The sequence below is a fragment of the Leifsonia sp. EB41 genome, from assembly GCF_041262565.1.
In the GTDB taxonomy this organism is placed as follows: domain Bacteria; phylum Actinomycetota; class Actinomycetes; order Actinomycetales; family Microbacteriaceae; genus Leifsonia.
This window is the reverse complement of the sequence record NZ_JBGCCJ010000001.1, coordinates 2,224,531-2,242,612: the sequence shown is the minus strand read 5'-3', so window position 1 is coordinate 2,242,612 and position 18,082 is coordinate 2,224,531. Positions and strand designations below refer to the sequence as shown.

Below are 18,082 nucleotides of genomic sequence, written 5' to 3'. Positions count from 1 at the left end.
ATGAATCGTGAGATCAAGCGGGTCAGCACGATCGTGCTGGTGATGTTCCTGGCACTCCTGGTGTCCACGTCCATCCTGCAGGCGTTCCAGGCGGACAGCCTGGCCGCCGACGCACGGAACACCCGCGCGCGGAACGACAGCTACGCAGCTCAGCGCGGCGCGATCCTGGTCGCCGGCCAGCCGATCGCGCAGTCCGTGCCCTCGAGCGACGTCTACAAGTGGCAGCGCGAGTACAGCAACGGGCCGCTGTACTCGGCCGTGACCGGCTTCTACCCGGTCAACGGCGAGGCGACCGGTCTGGAGGGCGCCCTCGACGACCGGCTGTCCGGCACCTCCAACTCGCAGTTCTTCGAGCGGATCAACTCGATCCTGACCGGCAAGAACCCGCAGGGCGCGACGGTCGAGACGACGATCGACCCGAAGGCCCAGCAGGCGGCCTGGGACGCGCTCGGCAACTACCAGGGCGCCGTGGTGCTGCTGGAGCCGAAGACCGGCAAGATCCTCGCGATGGTGTCGAAGCCCACCTACGACCCGAATGTTCTGGCCTCCCACGACACCGCGGCCGTCAACACGGCCTACCAGCAGCTTCTGGACACCGCGGGCAGCCCACTCACCAACCGCACCATCGGCGGCAACCTCAACCCGCCCGGCTCCACGTTCAAGCCGGTGATGAGCGCCTCCGCCTTCGGGACGGGCCAGTACACCAAGGACAGCCAGCTCCCGAACGTGGCCTCGCTTCCCCTCCCGGGCTCCCCGACCATCGTCAAGAACGACTCGCTGACCACCTGCGGCCCGGGCGCGACGGTGTCGATCGCGACCGCGCAGATCCTGTCCTGCAACATCCCGTTCGCGGAGCTCGGGATGCAGCTGCAGCCGCAGGTGATCAAGGACCAGGCCGACAAGTTCGGCTTCAACCAGTCGCTGAGCATCCCGATCCCGGTCGAGAAGAGCGTCTACCCGCTCTACACCGACCCCGCGGAGCGGGCGCTCGGCTCCTTCGGGCAGAAGGACGACCGCGCGACCCCGCTGCAGATGGCGATGGTGTCGGCAGCGGTCGCCAACGGCGGCAAGCTGATGACGCCGAACCTGGTCGACTCCATCCGCTCGTCGGATCTGCAGCCGATCGAGACGTTCCAGCCCCAGCAGTTCTCGCAGCCGATGACCCAGCAGAACGCCGACACCATCAAGCAGATGATGGTCGACGGCGTCGATCACGGCGTTGCGAGCAATGCAAGAATAGACGGGGTCGAGGTCGGCGGTAAGACGGGGACGGCGCAGAACGGGTCGACCGACCCGTACACCCTGTGGTTCACAGGATTCGCGCCGGCGAACGACCCTCAGTTCGCTGTTGCGGTAGTCGTTGAAAATGGCGGTGGACGCGGTCAGAGCGGCACGGGTAACTCCATCGCCGCGCCGATCGCGAAAAAAGTACTAGAGGCGGTGCTGAATAAATGAGACCCACAGCAGGGCTCACCTTCGGAGGACGTTACGAGCTGCAGTCGCGCATCGCGATCGGCGGCATGGGCGAGGTCTGGCAGGCGACCGATCTGGTCATCGGCCGTACCGTCGCGATCAAGATCCTCAAGGACGAGTACCTCGGCGACCCCGGCTTCCTCGAGCGCTTCCGCGCTGAGGCCAGGCACGCCGCGCTCGTCAACCACGAAGGCATCGCGAACGTCTACGACTACGGCGAGGAGGAGGGCAGCGCCTTCCTCGTGATGGAGCTGGTGCCCGGTGAGGCGCTCTCCACCGTCCTCGAGCGCGAGCACGTGCTCAGCACCGACCGCACCCTCGACATCGTCGCGCAGACCGCCGCCGCCCTGCACGCCGCGCACGCCGCCGGGCTGGTCCACCGCGACATCAAGCCGGGAAACCTCCTGATCACGCCGGACGGCCGGGTCAAGATCACCGACTTCGGCATCGCCCGCATCGCGGACCAGGTCCCACTCACCGCCACCGGCCAGGTCATGGGGACGGTGCAGTACCTGTCGCCCGAGCAGGCGTCCGGCCACCCGGCGTCGCCGACCACCGACATCTATTCGCTCGGCATCGTCGCCTACGAGTGCCTCGCGGGCCGGCGGCCGTTCACCGGCGAGTCGCAGGTCGCCATCGCGATGGCGCAGATCAACGAGGCGCCGCCGGAGCTGCCGGCCACGGTCGCCGAGCCGGTCCGCAACCTCGTCTTCGCCTGCATCGCCAAGAACCCCGCCGACCGCCCCGCCTCGGCGGCGCACCTGGCGCGTGCGGCGCAGGCGCTGCGCCGCGGCGACATCCGTGCCGCGGCCGCGTCGGTGCCCGCGGTGCTCGGCGCCGCTGTCGCCGCCGACGCCGCGACCGTGCTGATGACCTCCCCGAACGCCGCCCCGACGCAGGCCACCACGGTGCTGCCCGCCGCGGCCGCCGGTGCGGCCGTCGAGGAGACGGAGACCGAGGAGCCGGTCGAGGAGAAGAAGCGCAGTCCGTGGACCTGGCCGCTCATCGCCCTCATCGCACTCCTGGCCCTGGTCCTCATCGGGACGATCATCGCGCTGCTCGCGCAGCCCAAGACCCCGGTCGCGACCTCGACGACGCCCCCCGTCGTCCACACGACCCCGCCGCCCCCGTCACCGACCCCCTCGGCCACCCCCACCAGCACGACGGTGCAGATCAACGAGGGCGACTACCTCGGTCTGACCGGCGACCAGGCCAGGCAGAAGCTCCAGGGCGTCGGGATGGTCGCCGACGTGCAGACCGGCTCGGCGGCCTCCTCCTCCGGCCAGGTCAACACGGTCTACTCGGTCAACCCGACCGGACCGGTGCAGAAGGGCACGACGATCACCATCAAGGTCTACGGACCGGTGACGCCGATCCCGACGCCGAGCGACACGGTCTCGGCCAACCCGCCGTCCGGCCAGGGAGCGGCCAACTCGCAGATCACGGTGTCATTCGGCTCCGCGACCTGCCCGGCGGGCCAGAACCTCACCGGGCGCCGGCTGTTCGTCAACGGGCAGCCGCAGGCCCCCGTCAACGACTCCAAGTTCACCTGGTCGCCGACGGCAGCGGGCAACTACACGCTCAGCTACTCGATCTTCTGCAACCAGGGCGAGTCCGTGGAGTCCGCCCAGTCGCCCACGACCCCGTACACGGTCGTGGCCGCCAGCGGCTCGACCTCCCTGCCGACGCCGTGATGGGAGCCGCGCCGCGCTGACGACGACCGGTCTGCCCCCACCCGGGGGAGACATCCAGAGTCGGCCCGCTACACTATCCGGAGCCACCAGCCACCACCCGAAAAGGAGCCCGTCTTGAGCCCAGATAGCCGCCTGCTCGCAGGCCGATATCAGGTGGGCGAGCTCGTCGGTCGCGGCGGCATGTCCGACGTGCACCGCGGGACGGACACCCGGCTGGGCCGCACGGTCGCCATCAAGCTGCTCAAGCCGTCCCTGGCGACCGATCCGGCGTTCCGCACGCGCTTCCGTCAGGAGGCCCAGGCCGCGGCGCGGATGACGCACCCGACCATCGTGCGCGTGTTCGACGCGGGCGAGGAGACCGTCCGCGAGCCGAACGGTCACGAGGCGCAGCTCCCCTTCATCGTGATGGAGTACGTCGACGGCGTTCTTCTGAAAGATCTCATCAAGCGCGGCCCGCTGGAGGTCGCCGAGGCGGTCCGGATCACCGAGGGAATCCTGACGGCCCTCGAGTACTCGCACCGCGCGGGCGTGGTGCACCGTGACATCAAGCCGGGCAACGTCATGATCACGACGACCGGCCAGGTCAAGGTGATGGACTTCGGCATCGCCCGCGCCATCAGCGACTCCTCCGCCACGGTCGCGCAGACGACCGCGGTGCTCGGCACCGCCAGCTACTTCTCGCCCGAGCAGGCCAAGGGCGAGACGGTCGACGCTCGCACCGACCTCTACTCGACCGGCGTCGTCCTGTTCGAGATGCTGACCGGCCGGCCGCCGTTCCGCGGCGACACCCCGGTCGCGGTCGCCTACCAGCACGTCAGCGAGACGGCCGTCGCGCCGAGCACCGTGAACCCCAAGGTCTCCCCGGCGATGGACACCGTGGTCGCCCATGCCCTCACCAAGGACCGCTTCGAGCGCTACCAGACCGTCGCCGACTTCCGTCACGACCTGGAGGAGGCCGCTGCCGGGCGCGTGCCCGTCCACAAGCATCCCGACGAGTTCTCCGAGACGCTCTTCGGGGCGCCGCCGAGCTCGGTCTCGGGCCCGGAGGCCGCGTTCCGTCAGCTCGCGGAGGACCAGACGATGGTCCGCACGCAGCGCCGCCCACCGGTCATCTGGATCTGGGCCGGCATCGCGGTGATGGCGGTCGTGATCGTCGCCGTCCTCGCCTGGGTGCTGCGGATCGCACCGGGCACGACCATGCCGGACACCTCCCGCGAGGTCCCCAACCTGTCCGGCCAGACGCTCGACAAAGCGACGAAGCAGCTCGAGGACCTCAAGCTCAAGTGGACGCAGTCCACGGAGGCCAGCTCGACTTACGGCAATGGTCAGGTCATCCGCACCGATCCCGCCGCCGGGATCGTCGTGGCCACCGGCGACACCATCAACGTCTTCGTGTCGACGGGCAAGAAGTCCGTGGCCGTCCCCGACCTCACCAACATGACGCAGGACGCCGCGAAACAGGCGCTGACGACGGCAGGGCTCACCCTCGGCCCGGTCACGACGCAGAACTCGCCGACGGTGCCTGCCAACGTCGTCATCCAGACCTCGCCCGCCGCCGGCAGCAACGCGCACGAAGGCGACGCGATCGGTCTCACGGTCTCCAGCGGCAAGGTCACGCTGACCGACCTCACCGGCCAATCCCTGCCCGCTGCGACCTCACTGCTCCAGCAGCTCGGGCTGACAGCCGATCCGAAGGCCGACACCACGTGCAAGCAGAACGCCGGCGCGCCGCTGGTGCACACGCAGACGGTCGCGCCGGGCGACGTGCCCCAGGGGAGCACTGTCGGCCTCACCTACTGCTCGGGCTGACCGACCGGGAGGCTCGGCTCAGCCCAGCTTCACGAGCGGGTTGAGCGAACGGGACGCCTCCGCGGCGCCGGCGAGACCGCACTTCTCGAGCCAGTTGCCGAGCATCCGGTAGCCGCCCTCGGTGAGCACCGACTCCGGGTGGAACTGCACACCGTAGATGGGCGCGGTCGTGTGCTGCAGCGCCATGATGACGCCGCCGGCCGTGCGCGCCGTGACCACGAGCTCATCGGGGAGGGTACCGTCCACGACCGCCAGCGAGTGGTAGCGCGTCGCCGTGAACGGCTGAGGCACGCCGTCGAACAGCAGGCTGTCGTCGTGCTCGACCTGCGAGGTCTTGCCGTGCATCAGCTCCTCGGCGTTGGTCACCACGCCGCCGAACGCCTCAGCGATCGCCTGGTGGCCGAGGCAGACCCCGAGCAGCGGCATCCCGGCCTTCAGCGCGAGCTCGACGACCGGGATGGACACCCCGGCGTCGGCCGGCTTGCCCGGCCCTGGCGACACCAGCACCGCGTCGAACTCGGACACGCGTGCCTGCAGGTCCTCGATCGCGATGTCGTCGTTGCGCACGACCTCGGTCTCGGCGCCGAGCTCACGCAGGTAGCCGTTGAGCGTGTAGACGAAGCTGTCGTAGTTGTCGATGACGAGTACGCGGGTCACGGCCCAACGGTACCTTCCTGGGGTCCGAGGAGCGAATCCACCCAGGGGAAGACCCAGGTCACCAGCGCCCACAGCACGACCGCGAACAGGACCACCAGGATGACGATGCGCAGCCAGACCGGCCCGGGGAGGATGCGCCACAGTGCTCCGTACATGGTTCAGCCTCCCGTCACCGCGGCGCGGATCTCATTCGGAACGTCCTGTGTCGGCTGGTAGCCCGCATAGACGTTGTAGGCGATCAGCCGCTCGCCCGCGTGGAACGGCGGGTTGCACGTCGTGATCGTCATGAGCCTGTCGATGGGCTGCACGTCGGGATGGTGCGGCACCGACGCGATCACCTGCACCTGCGTGGGTTGCACGTACTCGAAGTTGCGGAAGAGGTAGGTGTACCAGCCGTCCTTGGTCTGCACGTAGATGCGGTCGCCGATGTGCAGCTTGGACAGGTCGATGAAGGTGTTGCCCCAGCCCGAGTCGTGGCCCGCGACGGCGAAGTTGCCGACCTCCCCCGGCATCGCCGTGCCGGCATAGTGGCCGACGCCCGCGGTGTAGCTGTTGAGCACCTTGTCGACGTCGACCGTCTCGCGGATCGTGCGCTTCCAGTCCGGCCCGAGGCGGGGGATGTAGATGACGGCGAACGGCTCGTAGTCCCCGGGCTGCGCCATCACGGGAGGATCGACCGCCTCGGGAGACGACGGGTCCGTCGGCGTGGGCCGCGGGGCCTTGATCGCGTCGTCGATCCACTTCTTGCTCTGCTCTTGCGCCGCCGAGGTCTGCTGACCCGACAGGACGAGGTTGTTCCACCACACCTGCCAGCCGAGGAAGAGGCCGACCAGCACTCCGGCCGTGATGAGCAGCTCGCCGATGACGGTGAGGACCACCTCGCCCGCGCTGCGCGTGCGGCGGGGCCGGGCCGCGCGTCGCGAGCCGGCGCGATGGCGCTCTGGCTCTGCGGGGTCGGTCATATGACACAATCTAAGCGGGACGCAGCCCCGCCAAACCGGGTGTTTCCCGGGAACTGCACGCCTCCATCGCCACGAACGTTCAGACCGCTCCCGCTACACTTGTGTGCTATGGCACGCACCAAGTCCAAGACCAAGCTCGAGCGCTCCGCCCGTCCCGAGCGCAGCTCGGCCGCAACCGGCGAGGACGCCCCCAACCCCGTCTGGTTCAAGCCCGTCATGTTCGGCTTCATGCTGCTCGGGCTCATCTGGATCATCGTCTTCTACGTCAGCCAGAACCAGTACCCGATCCCCGCCCTCGGCGCGTGGAACATCCTGGTCGGCTTCGGGATCGCCTTCATCGGCTTCCTGATGACCACCCGCTGGCGCTGACCTCGCTCCAGCCGCAGTCCTCCACTTATCCACAGCAGTTCTCCCCACCGCCCACAGCCCCGCAGTCGGCTTCTCCCCAGTGTTAATAAGCCTGTGGAGAGTTACACCGGTGTAATTATCCCCACTGTTAATAAGGCTGTGGATAACTTATCCACGCGTTGTGGGGAAGTGCCCGGCGTCAGACGAAATGCAGCAGGCTCGCGCCGACGAGCACCACGCAGAGCACCACGATGAGCGGTGTCTGCCAGCGACGGCGAGACGGCATGCGCGTCTCGACGTAGATCAGCCCGGCCAGGGCCCCGCCGACCAGACCGCCGACGTGCGCCTGCCAGGCGATGTTCATGCCGGGCAGGAAGCCGATCGCCAGGTTGAGGCCGACCAGCACGAGGATCTGCATCCCGTTGCCGCCGAGCCGGCGCTGGATGATGAAGAAAGCGCCCAGCATGCCGAAGATCGCGCCGGACGCGCCGATCACCGGCTGGTTGGCCGGGGAGAGCAGCAGCACGCCGAGCGACCCGGCGAACCCGCTGATCAGGAACAGGGTGAGGAAGCGCGCCCGGCCGAGCACGGGCTCCAGCGCCATCCCGAAGATCCACAGCGTGTACATGTTGAGCGCGATGTGGATGATGTTCGCGTGCAGGAAGACCGAGGTCAGCATCCGCCACGGCTCGAACCCGAGCGCCGGCGACAGCGAGCCGGACGGGTAGGAGTAGGCGCCGGCGTAGAGCAGCGAGTTCGTGACCTGACTTCCGATCACGGGCAGGTTCTGCAGGATGAACACCACGATGCAGACGCCGATGATCGCGTACGTGACGACCGGCGCGCCCGGCCCGGTGAGCCGGGACACCCACGGCGAGCGGGTGCGCGGTGCTGTGGCGCGCTGCTGCGCCATGCACTCCGGGCAGATCACCCCCACCGCGGCGGGAGTCTGGCACTCACCGCAGATCGGCCGGCCGCAGCGCTGGCAGCGCACATGGCTGACGCGATCGGGGTGCCGGTAGCAGACGGTCGCCGGAGCGTCGACGGGCTGAGACATGGTTCCCTCTCCGCCCTCCAGCAGAACTCAGGCCTGGTCGATCTCGACCGACTCGATCACGACGTCGTCGAGGGGACGGTCACGGGCGTCGGTCGGCAGCTCCGCGAGCTTGTCGACGATCTTGCGGGACGCGTCGTCCGCGATCTCGCCGAAGATCGTGTGCTTGCCCTGCAGCCACGTGGTGGGTGCGACGGTGATGAAGAACTGCGAGCCGTTCGTTCCGCGGCCGCCCTGGATGCCGGCGTTGGCCATCGCGAGGATGTACGGCTGGGTGAAGTCGAGCTCGGGGTTGATCTCGTCGTCGAACTGGTAGCCCGGGCCGCCGATGCCCTGACCGAGCGGGTCGCCGCCCTGGATCATGAAGCCGGGGATGATGCGGTGGAAGACCACGCCGTCGTAGAGCGGCTTGTTCGTCTTCTCGCCGGTGGCGGGGTGCGTCCACTCGATCTCACCGGTCGCGAGGCCCACGAAGTTACGGACCGTCTTCGGAGCGTGGTTGCCGAAGAGGTTGACCTTGATGTCTCCGTAGTTAGTGTGGAGCGTGGCGACAGCGGTGTGCTTAGACATGCCACTAATTCTTGCACAGGGCCCAGTTGGGTTTCGGGAGCGCACTTCGGCTCTCGGGCCATCCTCAGGGCTTTCGGTGGCAAGATGGAGTCAGTTCGCCCAGCCGACGCAATGGAGGTCCAGAATGAGCCTGACACGGAAGCGCCAGAAGGAGCTCGACCGTCTGCGGAGTGACGCGCAGGAGCTGTGGGGGCAGCAGCAGGAAGTGATCGCGAACGCCAACGCTCTGGCTGCCGCTGCCCGCAAGCAGGCTGCCCACTACTCCCGTGAGGAGCTCGCGCCGCGAGTGCGCGAGGGCTACGACTCGTACGTCCGTCCCGCGGCCCAGTCGGCCAAGGACTCGGCCGGCCGTTACGCGGGCGTCGCACGCGATCGCCTCGTCGGCGACGTGATCCCGGCCGTCGGCACCGCCGTCGGCACCGCGCTCTCGGTCGTCGACCACGCGCGGGCCGCACGCAGCGCCGCCTTCGCCGGTGATTTCACCAAGGCGCGCAAGGAGATCACGAAGAAGGCCTCCGCGGCCTCCCGCAACTCGGGTCCCGGCGCCGGCACGGTCATCGCGGTCGGCCTCGGGGTCATCGCGGCTGCCGGGCTGCTCTACGCCGTCTGGCAGACCTTCCGGGCGGACGACGAGCTCTGGGTCGCCGACGAGGAGCCGATGACTCCCGCTACGGAGTAGTCCTTCGTAGTACAGCCGTCGGTCCACCCCAGGGTCGAATCGGGGGTTTCCCGGATGGTGCTCCGGTCTCGTGACGGCGAGGCTGGAGGCATGAACACTCTGCAACGACCCCTCGACGGCCGCATCCTCGGCGGCGTCTGCGCCGGACTGGCCAACCGTTTCGGTGTGAAGCCGCTGACGGTGCGGCTGCTCTTCCTGCTGTCTCTGCTGCTGCCCGGCCCGCAGTTCATCGCCTACATCGCGATGTGGATCATCATCCCGTCCGAGCAGCGTCCGGTCACCCGGGTGGCCTGACCGCCGTTCAGCGCTGCGGGCGGGCCAGGTCGCCGAGACCGGCCATGCGCAGCGCGACGTCGACCAGGTCGACCCGCCGGTTCGGGATGCTCGCGAGCGCGAACCAGGCGGCCTCGTCCGTCGTCCCGTCCAGCTCGTTCCTCAGGCTCCCGCCGGTGACGGTCGCGCGATAGACGATGCGCAGCGCGTGAAGCGGCCCAGCCTCCGGGACGAAGCGCGCCTCGGCAGGGACGATCTTCGAGTCGATGCCGAGCAGCTCGTCCGCCCGCGCCTCGAAGCCGGTCTCCTCCTCGATCTCGCGCACGACCGCGTCGAGCGGGTCCTCGCCGGGCTCGATCCCTCCGCCGGGCAGCGTCCATCCGGAGCGGCCGCCCTCGTTCCAGTGCGCGAGCAGGATGCGCGGCCCGTCCACGATGACGCCGTAGGCGGCGACCCTGATGTCCATTCCGTCACCCTACTGCCGCTCGCCGGTGGAGAGCGGCAGTATGGGGTGGTGCCCGAACTGCCGGAAGTCACCGCCCTCGCCGCCGACCTGGGCGAGCGGCTGACCGGTCGCGTCATCGACCGGCTGAGCATCGTCGCGTTCTCCGCGCTGAAGACCTTCGATCCCCCGCCCGAGGCCCTGAAAGGGCTGACGATCACCGGGGTCAGCCGGCACGGCAAGTTCCTCGACATCGCGGCCGGCGACCTCCATGTCGTCATCCATCTCGCGCGGGCCGGCTGGATCCGCTGGCGTGAGACTCCCCCGCCCCCGCCGACCGGGCGCCCGAGCAGGGGTCCGCTGGCGGCACGCCTGGTGCTCGACGGCGGCTCCGGCCTGGACATCACCGAGGCCGGCACGAAGAAGAGCCTCGCCATCTCCATCGTCCGCGACCCGGCGGAGGTGCCCGGCGTCGCCCGCCTCGGCCCCGACCCGCTCGACGCGGCGTTCACACGGGACGCGTTCGCCGCCATCCTCGCCGGCCAGGGCCGCGCGCAGATCAAGGGTGTGCTGCGCAACCAGGCTCTGATCGCCGGAATCGGCAACGCCTACTCCGACGAGATCCTGCACGTCGCGAAGATGTCCCCCTTCAAACCCGCCTCGATGAGCGCCGACGAGGTCGACCGCCTCTACGCCGCGCTCGAGGAGACGCTCCACGAGGCCCTCGCCCGCTCGGAGGGCCTGGCCGCGTCGGAACTGAAGAGCGAGAAGAAGTCGGGGATGCGCGTCCACGGCCGCACGGGCCAGCCGTGCCCGGTCTGCGGCGACACGATCCGGCAGGTGATCTTCGCGGACTCCACGCTGCAGTACTGCCCGACGTGCCAGACAGGCGGGAAGCCGCTGGCGGATCGGGTGCTGTCACGGTTGCTCAAGTAGAGTTTCAGTTCGGGATTTCAGTAATCTGTTGGCGTGCGTCTGGTCTATGTCGATGAATCCGCTCGAAGCGACCGTTTCTACTTCATCGGTGCGCTGATCGCGGACCCGAACGCCGTCCGTTCGATCGAAGCCGGCTTGAACGACATCGCTGGTCTCGTCTCCACGCATGTCCCGTCATTTGATACTCGCTCCGAATTTCATGCGGTCGACATGTTTCACGGGCGTCGCGACTGGCGGACTGTTCCACTGGCGTGGAGGGTGAAGGCGTGCGACCTCGTCGCCAAGGTTCTCGCACGGTCAACCGCGACGTTTGTGTTCCGCGGCGTCGACCTCATCGCACTGCACGCCCGATATCGTCGACCGCATCCACCCCATCTCCTCACACTCGCGCACACGCTCTCGGAGGTTCAGCGTCAGCTCGGGCGTCACGATCAGGATGCGTTGGGATTGGTACTGGCTGATGAGCATCACGCTGGCACAGGTGCTCGTCGCAGTCTCCGCGACTTCAAATACGCTGCAGCGCCCGGCTACACAACCGACGCCCTCCACTGCATTGCGGACACGATCTACTTCGGGCCATCCCACGAAAGCAGGCTCCTCCAGGCGGCCGACGTGGCGACGTTCTTCGTCAACCGCGCTCGAACGATCGAAGAACGCGATCCACGATCGCGGCGTGCTGTCGACAAGATCGTCGCCAATGTGCGATCGATCACCGTCGACGAATACATCTGGCGCCCGTGAAAACACAACGCCCCGCGTGGGCGGGGCGTTGGCAGGTGCGGGAGGCCTTTCGGAGTCCTGCGGTAAATATCTTATCCCAGCAGGCCGACGGTGTCCATCACCCTCAACACGCGCAACTCACCGCGCCCACCGGCGCGGTCAGCGGGTCCGCCGCGCGCTCCACCGGCCCGTTGTCGTCTTCGACCGGGAGGCCTTCGCGAGCCCAGTACTCGAAGCCGCCGATCAGCTCGCGCACCTCGTAGCCCAGGAGGCTGAATGCGAGGGCGGCACGGGTGGACCCGTTGCAGCCGGGGCCCCAGCAGTAGACCACCACCGGCAGGTCGCGCGGCACGAGCGCGACGGCGCGCGCGGCGATCTCCGCCGTCGGGAGGTGGACGGCGCCCACGATGCGACCCTGCGCCCAGGCGGCGTCGCCGCGGCTGTCGATCAGTGTGAAGTGCTCCCCCGCCACCTGCGCCGCGCGCACGTCGGAGGGGTCGGTCTCGAAGCGGAGCTTGGCCGCGAAGTGCTCCGCGGCCTCCGAGGTGGAGGCTGTCGTCGTGGTCGTCGTCATGGACACCACAGTAGGGAGGTCGAAGCGTGATTTGAACAGACGATCCACGCCATCCGACCTCACCAGCCGTGAATTCCGTGCCAGAATCCCGTCATGACCGTGAATCCGCCATTCACCGCCGACGGAGTCGATCGCGCGCTCCTCGCCGAGCTGCAGCGCGACGGCCGGCAGTCGATAGCGGAGCTCGCCCGTACCGTCCACATGTCGAACAGCGCGGTCGCCGAACGCGTTCGGAGGTTGGAGGAAGCGGGCGTCGTCTCGGGTTACCGCGCCGTCGTGGACCCCGAGCGCCTGGGGTACGGGATCCTCGCGTTCCTGCGGCTGCGCTACCCGAGCAGCCAGTACAAGCCGCTGCACGACCTGCTCGCGATCACCCCGGAGGTCGTGGAGGCCCACCACGTCACGGGAGACGACTGCTTCATCCTGAAGGTCGTCGCGACCTCGATGCGCCACCTCGAACAGGTGTCGGGCACGATCGGGACGCTCGGCAGTGTGACGACGAGCATCGCGTACTCGAGCACCGTGCCGGCTCGGCCGATAGCGCCTCCGGCGGCTGAGCGCGCCTGATGGCGACGAAATACGCCTGATGGCGACGAAAATAAAACTGTGGAGCCTAGGAGATTCGAACTCCTGACATCCTGCTTGCAAAGCAGGCGCTCTACCAACTGAGCTAAGGCCCCGCGAGGATGGTGTCCGTCACGACACATGGTGGGGATACGAGGACTTGAACCTCGGACCTCTTCGTTATCAGCGAAGCGCTCTAACCGCCTGAGCTATATCCCCGAATGGGCAACAGATAAGAGGGTACCTGATCTGAGCCCGGATGGTGAAATCGAGTGGAGGCCGCCGCTCAGTTGTTGGTGAAGCCCACGAGCAGGCCGCCCGTGATCTTGACCGACAGGTTGTAGAGCAGCGCGAACACGGCTCCGAGAGCGGTCACCACGACGATGTCGAGGATGCCCACGACCAGCGAGAAGCCCATGACCTGGCCGAGGCCGAGCACGGAGCGGAGGTCGCCGCCGCTGGCGCCGGAGACGTCCTTGACCAGGCCGTTGAGCTGGTCGAAGATGCCCGTACGGTCGAGGACGGTCCAGATCAGGAACGTGCCGACGATCGCGATGATCGCCAGGCAGATGCCTGCGAGGAACGAGAGCTTGACGGTCGACCAGAAGTCGACGTAGACGAGCTTCAGTCGCACCTGCTTGGCGGACGTGGGTCGTCGGGTCGACTTCCTCGCGAGTTTCTCGGCGACGCTACTGCTCATCTACGGCTTCATCCTTCCCGGCACGACCGGTTTCATCGTCGGCTACCGATTCTGCATCGGCTTCCTGGGAATCCAGGTTGCGCTCGGTGTTCTTCGCCAGAGCGATGATCTTGTCTGTCTCGGCGAAACGTGCAAAAACGACACCCATAGTGTCTCGGCCCTTGGCGGGTACCTCGGCCACGGAGGAGCGTACCACCTTGCCGCTGGCAAGAACCACCAGGACCTCGTCGTCCTCGTCGACGATGAGAGAACCCACCAGATCCCCTCGGTCGTCGCTCAGTTTGGCGACCTTGATGCCCAGTCCGCCGCGGTTCTGCAGGCGGTACTGGTCGGCCGAGGTGCGCTTGGCATAGCCTCCCTCGGTGACCACGAAGACGTAGCCCTCGTCGGAGACCACGGCCGCGTCGAGCAACCGGTCCTCGCCGCGGAAGTGCATCCCGATGACGCCGGACGTGGAGCGGCCCATCGGACGCAGCGCCTCGTCGCTGGCCGTGAAGCGGATCGACATGCCCTTGCGGGAGACGAGCAGGAGGTCGGAGTCCTCCTCGACCAGCAGCGCGGAGACGAGCTCGTCGTCCTCGCGGAGCTTGATCGCGATGATGCCGCCGGAGCGGTTGGTGTCGTACTCCTCCAGCGCGGTCTTCTTGATGAGCCCGTCGCGGGTGGCGAGCACCAGGTACTGCGCGGCCTTGTAGTCGCGGATGTCCAGGATCTCCGCGATCTCCTCGTCCGGCTGCATGGCGAGCAGGTTCGCGACGTGCTGGCCCTTCGCGTCGCGGCCGGCCTCCTGCAGCTCGTACGCCTTGGCGCGGTAGACGCGGCCCTTGTTCGTGAAGAAGAGGAGCCAGTGGTGCGTCGTCGTGACGAAGAAGTGGTCGACCACGTCCTCGCCGCGGAGCTGGGCGCCCTTGACGCCCTTGCCGCCGCGGTGCTGGCTGCGGTAGTTGTCGCTGCGGGTGCGCTTGATGTAGCCGCCGCGCGTGACCGTGACCACCATCTCCTCTTCGGGGATGAGGTCCTCCATGCTCATGTCGCCGTCGAAGCCGAACATGATCTCGGTGCGGCGGTCGTCGCCGAAGCGGTCGACGATCTCGGTGAGCTCCTCGCTCACGATCGTTCGCTGTCGGACCGGGTCCGCGAGGATCGCCTTGAGGTCGAGGATCTCGAGCTCGATCTGGTCGTGCTCCTCGATGATCTTCTGGCGCTCCAGCGCGGCGAGGCGGCGGAGCTGCATGGCGAGGATGGCGTCGGCCTGGGTGTCGTCGACGTCGAGGAGCCCCTTCAGGCCCTCTCGCGCGTCCTCAACGGTCGGCGACCGGCGGATGAGCGCGATGACCTCGTCCAGCGCGTCGAGCGCCTTGAGGTAGCCGCGCAGGATGTGCGCCCGCTCCTCTTTCTTACGCAGGCGGAAACGGGTGCGGCGGACGATGACTTCGATCTGGTGCTCGACCCACGCCGTGATGAAGCCGTCGAGCGCGAGCGTGCGCGGGACGTTGTCCACGATCGCCAGCATGTTGGCGCCGAAGTTCTCCTGAAGCTGGGTGTGCTTGTAGAGGTTGTTCAGCACGACCTTCGCGACCGCGTCGCGCTTGAGGACGATCACGAGACGCTGACCGGTGCGGCCCGAGGTCTCGTCACGGATGTCGGCGATGCCGCCGACGCGGCCGTCCTTCACCAGCTCCGCGATCTTGATCGCGAGGTTGTCCGGGTTCACCTGGTACGGCAACTCCGTGACGACCAGGCAGACGCGACCCTGGAGCTCCTCGATGCTGACGACCGCGCGCATCGTGATCGAGCCGCGGCCGGTGCGGTAGGTGTCCTGGATGCCCTTGATGCCGAGGATCTGCGCGCCGGTCGGGAAGTCGGGGCCCTTGATCCGCTTGATGAGCTCTTCCAGCAGCTCCTCGCGCGGGGCCTCCGGGTGTGCGAGGTGCCAGAGGGCGCCGTCGGCGACCTCCCGGAGGTTGTGCGGCGGGATGTTCGTGGCCATGCCGACCGCGATTCCGACCGACCCGTTGACGAGGAGGTTCGGGAAGCGGGCGGGGAGGACGGCCGGCTCCTGCGTACGGCCGTCGTAGTTGTCCTGGAAGTCGACGGTCTCCTCGTCGATGTCCCTGACCATCTCCAGCGCCAGCGGGGCCATCTTGGTCTCGGTGTACCGCGGGGCCGCGGCGCCGTCGTTGCCGGGAGAGCCGAAGTTGCCCTGGCCGAGCGCGAGCGGGTAGCGGAGGCTCCACGGCTGCACGAGACGCACGAGCGCGTCGTAGATGGCGGAGTCACCGTGCGGGTGGAACTGCCCCATCACGTCGCCGACGACGCGGGCGCACTTGGAGAACGCCTTGTCAGGCCGGTAGCCGCCGTCGAACATCGCGTAGATCACGCGCCGGTGGACCGGCTTCAGGCCGTCGCGTACCTCGGGCAGCGCGCGCCCGACGATGACGCTCATCGCGTAGTCGAGGTACGACCGCTGCATCTCCGACTGCAGGTCGACCTGGTCGATCCTGCCGTGGATGCCGAAGCTCTCGCCGGTGGGGGTCTCGTCCGTCACAGTGCTCTCTTCTCAGACCGTGGGGTCTCTTCGTCGCGGAACCTCAGATGTCGAGGAACCGCACGTCCTTTGCGTTCTTCTGGATGAACGAACGGCGCGACTCGACGTCCTCGCCCATGAGGGTGGCGAAGATCTCGTCGGCGGCGGCCGCGTCGTCGAGCGTCACCTGGAGCAGCGTGCGCGTCTCCGGGTTCATCGTGGTCTCCCACAGCTCCTTGTAGTCCATCTCGCCCAGACCCTTGTAGCGCTGCACGCCGTTGTCCTTCGGGATGCGCTTGCCGGCGGCCAGGCCCTCCGCGAGGAACGCGTCGCGCTCACGGTCGGAGTAGACGTACTCGTGCTCGGAGTTCGACCACTTGAGCCGGTAGAGCGGCGGCTGCGCGAGGTACACGTAGCCGAGCTCGATGAGCGGCCGCATATAGCGGAACAGCAGCGTCAGCAGCAGGGTCGTGATGTGCTGGCCGTCCACATCGGCGTCGGCCATCAGCACGATCTTGTGGTACCGCGCCTTCTCCGGGTTGAAGTCCTCGCCGATGCCGGCGCCGAACGCCGTGATCATGGCCTGGACCTCGTTGTTCGCGAGGGCGCGGTCGAGCCGTGCCTTCTCGACGTTGAGGATCTTGCCGCGCAGCGGGAGGATCGCCTGCGTCTCGGGGTTGCGGCCCTGAACGGCCGAGCCGCCTGCCGAGTCGCCCTCCACGATGAAGATCTCCGACAGCGTCGGGTCCTTCGAGGCGCAGTCCTTGAGCTTGCCCGGCATCCCGCCGCTCTCGAGCAGGCCCTTGCGTCGGGCCGTCTCGCGGGCCTTGCGGGCGGCGAGGCGGGCGGTCGCGGCCTGGAGCGACTTGCGGATGATCTCCCTGGCCTGGTTCGGGTTGCGGTCGAACCAGTCGCCGAGCTGGTCGCCGACGACCTTCTGCACGAACGCCTTGGCCTCCGTGTTGCCGAGCTTGGTCTTGGTCTGGCCCTCGAACTGCGGCTCTGACAGCTTGACCGAGATGACGGCGGTGAGGCCCTCGCGCACGTCCTCGCCGGAGAGGTTGTCGTCCTTCTCCTTGAGGATGTTCTTCTCGCGCGCGTACTTGTTGACCAGCGTGGTCAGCGCAGCGCGGAAGCCTTCCTCGTGTGTGCCGCCCTCGTGGGTGTTGATGGTGTTCGCGTAGGTGAAGACGGACTCGTTGTAGCTCGTGGTCCACTGCATCGCGACCTCGAGCGCGATCTTGCGCTCGGTGTCCTCCGACTCGAACGAGATGATCTCGTCGTGGACCACATCGGCCTTCTTGGCGGAGTTGAGGTAGTGCACGTAGTCCATCAGGCCGCGCTCGTAGAGGAAGACCTCCGAGCGCGCGGCGAACACCGTCGCGTCCTCCTCGACCTCGCCCTCCACGGGCTCGACCTCGGGCGCGCGCTCGTCGGTGATCGCGATGCGCAGTCCCTTGTTGAGGAAGGCCATCTGCTGGAAGCGTGTGCGGAGCGTGTCGTAGTCGAACACGACCGTCTCGAAGGTGTCGGGGCTCGGCCAGAACGTGATGATCGTGCCCTGACGGTCGGACGCCTCGCCCTTCTCGAGCGGAGCCTGCGGAACGCCGTTGCGGTAGCTCTGCCGCCACACATGCTCCTGCCGGTGGACCTCGACGTCGAGCCGAGAGGAGAGCGCGTTCACGACCGAGCTGCCGACGCCGTGGAGACCGCCGGAGACCGCGTAGCCGCCACCGCCGAACTTTCCACCGGCGTGCAGGATCGTGAGGACGACCTCCACCGTGGACTTCTTCTCGGTCGGGTGCTCGTCCACGGGGATGCCGCGGCCGTTGTCGTCCACCCGCACAGCGCCGTCGGGGAGGATCGTCACCTCGATGTTGTCGGCGTGACCGGCGAGCGCCTCGTCGACGGAGTTGTCGACGATCTCGTACACCAGGTGGTGGAGGCCGCGGGGGCCGGTGGAGCCGATGTACATTCCGGGTCGTTTGCGGACGGCTTCGAGACCTTCGAGGATCTGGATCTCATTCGCGCCGTAGTCGTGTTCCGCCTCGGCCCTGTTCGGTTCCATCGTCATATGAAATTTGGCTCCTGACCGCACCT

At 67.7% G+C, this 18,082-nt stretch carries 19 protein-coding genes and 2 tRNA genes; 9 read left to right on the top strand and 12 right to left on the bottom strand.

All coding sequences use genetic code 11. The features are described from left to right. The 3 genes from ABH923_RS11105 (at position 1) to pknB (ending at position 4,976) form a co-directional block, all read left to right on the top strand. The gene (locus ABH923_RS11105; protein ID WP_370055421.1) at positions 1-1,455 is read left to right on the top strand and encodes a peptidoglycan D,D-transpeptidase FtsI family protein; all 1,455 of its coding nucleotides are present in this window, start codon (positions 1-3) and stop codon (positions 1,453-1,455) included. Continuing rightward, positions 1,452-3,167 (top strand): serine/threonine protein kinase, encoded by a 1,716-nt coding sequence (locus ABH923_RS11100; protein WP_370055420.1) that lies wholly within the window; start codon positions 1,452-1,454, stop codon positions 3,165-3,167. Before ABH923_RS11105 ends, ABH923_RS11100 begins: the two co-directional genes overlap by 4 nt. Before the next feature lie 114 nt (positions 3,168-3,281). Next, on the top strand, positions 3,282-4,976 hold the full coding sequence (pknB, locus tag ABH923_RS11095; protein WP_370055419.1) for a Stk1 family PASTA domain-containing Ser/Thr kinase: 1,695 nt from the start codon (positions 3,282-3,284) through the stop codon (positions 4,974-4,976). Positions 4,977-4,994: 18 nt separating this feature from the next. Here pknB and ABH923_RS11090 read toward each other — a convergent pair whose 3' ends face one another. From ABH923_RS11090 to ABH923_RS11080, 3 genes are read right to left on the bottom strand one after another with little or no spacing between them, the layout of a single operon-like run. Next, positions 4,995-5,633, bottom strand: coding sequence for an aminodeoxychorismate/anthranilate synthase component II (locus tag ABH923_RS11090; protein ID WP_370055418.1), 639 nt, complete (start codon positions 5,631-5,633; stop codon positions 4,995-4,997). Further along, on the bottom strand, positions 5,630-5,788 hold the full coding sequence (locus ABH923_RS11085) for a hypothetical protein (RefSeq protein WP_345838750.1): 159 nt from the start codon (positions 5,786-5,788) through the stop codon (positions 5,630-5,632). Before ABH923_RS11085 ends, ABH923_RS11090 begins: the two co-directional genes overlap by 4 nt. A gap of 3 nt (positions 5,789-5,791) precedes the next feature. After that, positions 5,792-6,595, bottom strand: a complete 804-nt coding sequence (locus ABH923_RS11080; protein WP_370055417.1) for a class E sortase — start codon at positions 6,593-6,595, stop codon at positions 5,792-5,794. A gap of 108 nt (positions 6,596-6,703) precedes the next feature. On the opposite strand from ABH923_RS11080, the gene ABH923_RS11075 reads away from it, so the two are divergent. Next, complete coding sequence (locus tag ABH923_RS11075; protein WP_179604135.1) at positions 6,704-6,964, top strand: cell division protein CrgA; 261 nt, start codon at positions 6,704-6,706, stop codon at positions 6,962-6,964. A gap of 178 nt (positions 6,965-7,142) precedes the next feature. Here ABH923_RS11075 and ABH923_RS11070 read toward each other — a convergent pair whose 3' ends face one another. Both ABH923_RS11070 and ABH923_RS11065 read right to left on the bottom strand, forming a co-directional pair. Continuing rightward, positions 7,143-8,000 carry a rhomboid family intramembrane serine protease gene (locus ABH923_RS11070; protein WP_370055416.1) on the bottom strand — a complete coding sequence of 286 codons (858 nt, stop codon included), beginning with the start codon at positions 7,998-8,000 and terminating at the stop codon, positions 7,143-7,145. Positions 8,001-8,027: 27 nt separating this feature from the next. Next, positions 8,028-8,567 (bottom strand): peptidylprolyl isomerase, encoded by a 540-nt coding sequence (locus ABH923_RS11065; RefSeq protein WP_370055415.1) that lies wholly within the window; start codon positions 8,565-8,567, stop codon positions 8,028-8,030. A 124-nt stretch (positions 8,568-8,691) separates the two neighbouring features. Between ABH923_RS11065 and ABH923_RS11060 the strand changes: the two genes are divergently transcribed. Together ABH923_RS11060 and ABH923_RS11055 are read left to right on the top strand one after the other, a co-directional pair. Next, on the top strand, positions 8,692-9,246 hold the full coding sequence (locus ABH923_RS11060; protein WP_370055414.1) for a hypothetical protein: 555 nt from the start codon (positions 8,692-8,694) through the stop codon (positions 9,244-9,246). Between the two features lie 90 nt (positions 9,247-9,336). Next, positions 9,337-9,540, top strand: a complete 204-nt coding sequence (locus ABH923_RS11055) for a PspC domain-containing protein (RefSeq protein WP_370055413.1) — start codon at positions 9,337-9,339, stop codon at positions 9,538-9,540. A 7-nt stretch (positions 9,541-9,547) separates the two neighbouring features. On the opposite strand, the gene ABH923_RS11050 is transcribed toward ABH923_RS11055, so the two are convergent. Continuing rightward, complete coding sequence (locus ABH923_RS11050) at positions 9,548-9,985, bottom strand: NUDIX hydrolase (protein ID WP_345838756.1); 438 nt, start codon at positions 9,983-9,985, stop codon at positions 9,548-9,550. A 48-nt stretch (positions 9,986-10,033) separates the two neighbouring features. Between ABH923_RS11050 and ABH923_RS11045 the strand changes: the two genes are divergently transcribed. Further along, positions 10,034-10,897: an Fpg/Nei family DNA glycosylase gene (locus tag ABH923_RS11045; RefSeq protein ID WP_370055412.1), complete on the top strand. Its 864-nt coding sequence runs from the start codon at positions 10,034-10,036 to the stop codon at positions 10,895-10,897. A 33-nt stretch (positions 10,898-10,930) separates the two neighbouring features. Further along, on the top strand, positions 10,931-11,638 hold the full coding sequence (locus tag ABH923_RS11040) for a DUF3800 domain-containing protein (protein WP_370055411.1): 708 nt from the start codon (positions 10,931-10,933) through the stop codon (positions 11,636-11,638). A 103-nt stretch (positions 11,639-11,741) separates the two neighbouring features. Here ABH923_RS11040 and ABH923_RS11035 read toward each other — a convergent pair whose 3' ends face one another. Next, a complete protein-coding gene (locus ABH923_RS11035; RefSeq protein WP_370055409.1) occupies positions 11,742-12,191 on the bottom strand; it encodes a rhodanese-like domain-containing protein in 450 nt (149 codons plus the stop codon). A gap of 93 nt (positions 12,192-12,284) precedes the next feature. On the opposite strand from ABH923_RS11035, the gene ABH923_RS11030 reads away from it, so the two are divergent. After that, positions 12,285-12,758, top strand: a complete 474-nt coding sequence (locus ABH923_RS11030; RefSeq protein ID WP_370055408.1) for an Lrp/AsnC family transcriptional regulator — start codon at positions 12,285-12,287, stop codon at positions 12,756-12,758. A gap of 40 nt (positions 12,759-12,798) precedes the next feature. Here the strand turns inward: ABH923_RS11030 and ABH923_RS11025 are convergent. The 5 genes from ABH923_RS11025 to gyrB all read right to left on the bottom strand — a co-directional run bounded on the left by ABH923_RS11025 (position 12,799) and on the right by gyrB (position 18,056). Then, positions 12,799-12,871 (bottom strand) — tRNA-Ala (locus ABH923_RS11025). Positions 12,872-12,897: 26 nt separating this feature from the next. Beyond that, a tRNA-Ile gene (locus ABH923_RS11020) sits at positions 12,898-12,974 on the bottom strand. A gap of 67 nt (positions 12,975-13,041) precedes the next feature. Continuing rightward, entirely contained in the window at positions 13,042-13,455 is a 414-nt protein-coding gene (locus tag ABH923_RS11015) for a DUF3566 domain-containing protein (protein ID WP_369961733.1), read from the bottom strand. Next, the gene (gyrA, locus tag ABH923_RS11010) at positions 13,445-16,003 is read right to left on the bottom strand and encodes a DNA gyrase subunit A (RefSeq protein ID WP_370055407.1); all 2,559 of its coding nucleotides are present in this window, start codon (positions 16,001-16,003) and stop codon (positions 13,445-13,447) included. The genes ABH923_RS11015 and gyrA overlap by 11 nt, the downstream gene beginning before the upstream one ends. Positions 16,004-16,046: 43 nt before the next feature. After that, positions 16,047-18,056, bottom strand: a complete 2,010-nt coding sequence (gyrB, locus tag ABH923_RS11005; RefSeq protein ID WP_370055406.1) for a DNA topoisomerase (ATP-hydrolyzing) subunit B — start codon at positions 18,054-18,056, stop codon at positions 16,047-16,049. Between the last annotated feature and the right edge of the window lie 26 nt (positions 18,057-18,082).